Source organism: Rhodovulum sp., from assembly GCF_011048875.1.
GTDB classification, from domain to species: domain Bacteria; phylum Pseudomonadota; class Alphaproteobacteria; order Rhodobacterales; family Rhodobacteraceae; genus Rhodovulum; species Rhodovulum tesquicola.
This window is the reverse complement of the sequence record NZ_DSDD01000439.1, coordinates 1-2586: the sequence shown is the minus strand read 5'-3', so window position 1 is coordinate 2586 and position 2586 is coordinate 1. Positions and strand designations below refer to the sequence as shown.

Genomic DNA, 2586 nt, shown 5'->3' with positions numbered 1-2586 from the left:
GGCCGAGGACGCGGCGCGCGAACTGGCCCGCAACACCGGCGCGGTGGTCGCCGTAACCGGTCCGGTCGATTTCGTCACCGACGGGGCGCGCGGCTGGCGTGTGGCAAATGGCCATGCGCTGATGCCGCGGGTGACGGCGCTGGGCTGTTCGCTGACCGGGCTGGTCGGTGCGCTTCTGGCCGGGGCCGAGGACCGGGCGCGGGCGACGGTGGCCGCGCTGGCCTTTTTCGGGCTTGCGGGGGAACGCGCGGGCGCCATCGCGGCAGGCCCGGGCAGTTTCCAGGTGGCGTTACTGGACGCACTGGCCGCGATCACGCCTGCCGAGTTGACCGCCGGGGCGCGGGTGTCAGAGGCATGACGTTCCGGGTCTATTTCGTGACGCCCGATGGCGCGTCCGACGATCTGGTGCTGGCGGCGGTGCAGGGCGGCGCGACGGCTGTGCAGTTGCGCGACAAGCAGGCAAGCGATGCCGCGATGATCGCACAGGCCCGCCGCCTGCGGGCGCGGCTTGCGCCGCTGGGCGTGCCGCTGATCGTCAACGACCGGCTGGCGGTGGTGCTGGCCGCGCGTGCGGACGGGCTGCATATCGGCCAATCGGATGGCGACCCGCTGCGGATGCGCGCGGCGCTGGGGCCTGCGACGATCCTTGGACTGTCGATCGAGACCGGGGCGCAACTTGCAGCCGTGCCGCCCGGCGCTGTCGATTACCTGGGCATTGGCCCGGTGCGCGCCACCGCGACCAAGCCCGACCACGCCGCGCCGCTGGGCATGGACGGTCTTGCCCGGATCGTCCGCGCGGCGCCGGTTCCTGCGGTTGCCATCGGCGGTATTGGTGCCGCGGACATTTCCGAACTCAAGCAAATGGGCTGCGCCGGTATCGCCGTCGTTTCGGCCATCGCGTCGGCCCCCGACCCGGAGGCTGCCGCCCGCGACCTTGCCCGGACATGGAGCCACGCATGATCCCCAACATCCTGTCCATTGCCGGGTCCGATCCTTCGGGCGGGGCGGGCATTCAGGCCGATCTCAAGTCGATCGGCGCCAATGGCGGCTATGGCATGGCCGCGATCACCGCGCTGACGGTGCAGAACACCCAAGGCGTGCGGGCCGCGGAACTGGTGGCGCCGGACCTTGTTGCGGCGCAGGTTCAGGCGGTATTCGACGATATCCGCGTGGATGCGGTCAAGATCGGGATGCTGGGCTCGGCCGCCATCGTGCAGGCGGTGGCAGGCGTTCTGGACGGCCGCGATGTGCCGGTGGTGCTGGATCCTGTCATGGTGGCCAAGGGCGGTGACCGGCTCTTGGCGGCGGATGCGGTTGCGGCGCTGCGCGATGTGCTGCTGCCCATGGCCACGATCATCACGCCGAACCTGCCCGAGGCGGCCGATCTGCTGGGCCGGCCCGAGGCGCGCACGCGCAAGGAGATGGAGGCGCAGGCCGAGGCGCTGCTGGCGCTTGGCTGCGGTGCGGTGTTCCTGAAAGGGGGCCATCTGGGCGAGGACGAAAGTCCCGATCTGTTCCTTTCGGCGGCCAGGCGGGTCTGGCTGATCGCGCCGCGCGTCGCGACGCCCAACACCCATGGCACGGGCTGCACCCTGTCGGCGGCGCTGGCGACCCATCTTGCGGCGCTTGCTGATCCGCTGGCGGCGGGGCAGGCGGCCAAGGACTACACGCTGGCCGCGATTCGTGCGGCGGACGGGTTGTGGGTCGGGCGCGGGGTCGGCCCGACGGATCATTTCTTCGCGCTGCGCCGATGAAGGCCCCTGCGGTCGGGGCGGTCGTCCCGGCCGCAGGGCGGATCGCGGGGCCGTCATGCGGCGCGGGATATGCGGCGGGGACGAATTTCCCGCTGAGGGCGTGAATGGCTTATATCGCGTCCCTTTCCGCGGGGAAGTATGGCTTTCTAAAGGAAAATTGTTCTATGGCGGGCCTGTGTCCAGAGGCACCCCATGAACCATTTTCCGATTTTCCTGCGCGTCGCCGGTCTGCGTGTTGCCGTTTCGGGTGGGGGCGGCCGCGGTGGCGAAACTGCGGCTGCTGCTCAAGACCGAGGCGCGGATCGAGGTCTATGCCGAAACCGCCGATCCGCTGATCGCCGCATGGGATGCCGAGGGGCGCATCGTGCTGTTTCCCCGGCCGCTGGCACAGGACGACCTTGCCGGGCTGCGGCTGGTCTATGCCGCGGCGGAGGACGAGGCCGCGGATGCCCGCGTTGCTGCTATGGCCGAAGCGGCCGGGGTGCCGTTCAACATCGTCGATAACCTTGAGGCCAGCGGCTTCCTGACGCCCGCGCTGGTCGACCGCGATCCGCTGGTGATCGCCATCGGAACCGAGGGCACGGGGCCGGTTCTGGCGCGCAAGGTAAAGGCGCTCTTGGAGGAGCGGCTGCTCGCCGGACTGGGCGCCGTGCTGCGCGGCGCAAAGGCGCTGCGGGCCGAGGCCGAGACGCTGCCGCCGGACCGGGCACGGCGCCAGTTCTGGAGCGTGCTGTTCGACCGCGCGCTGGCGGGCGAAGCCGTGCCCGAGGCCGCGCCACTTCTGTCCGAGCATCTGGACCGCGCGCCCGCGCCGGGCCGGGTGCTGTTCGTG

At 70.8% G+C, this 2586-nt stretch carries 4 protein-coding genes; all 4 read left to right on the top strand.

Annotated elements, in window-relative coordinates; genetic code table 11:
* The coding region (locus tag ENN83_RS14945) for a hydroxyethylthiazole kinase (protein WP_287188316.1) at positions 1 to 358 on the top strand (358 nt) is incomplete at its 5' end.
* A complete protein-coding gene (gene thiE / locus ENN83_RS14940) occupies positions 355 to 960 on the top strand; it encodes a thiamine phosphate synthase (RefSeq protein WP_287188314.1) in 606 nt (201 codons plus the stop codon). The genes ENN83_RS14945 and thiE, both read left to right, overlap by 4 nt.
* Positions 957 to 1754, top strand: coding sequence for a bifunctional hydroxymethylpyrimidine kinase/phosphomethylpyrimidine kinase (gene thiD / locus ENN83_RS14935; RefSeq protein WP_287188313.1), 798 nt, complete (start codon positions 957 to 959; stop codon positions 1752 to 1754). Before thiE ends, thiD begins: the two co-directional genes overlap by 4 nt.
* A gap of 235 nt (positions 1755 to 1989) precedes the next feature.
* Positions 1990 to 2586, top strand: a 597-nt coding sequence (locus ENN83_RS14930; protein WP_287188311.1) for a precorrin-2 dehydrogenase/sirohydrochlorin ferrochelatase family protein, incomplete at its 3' end; no start/stop codon positions are given.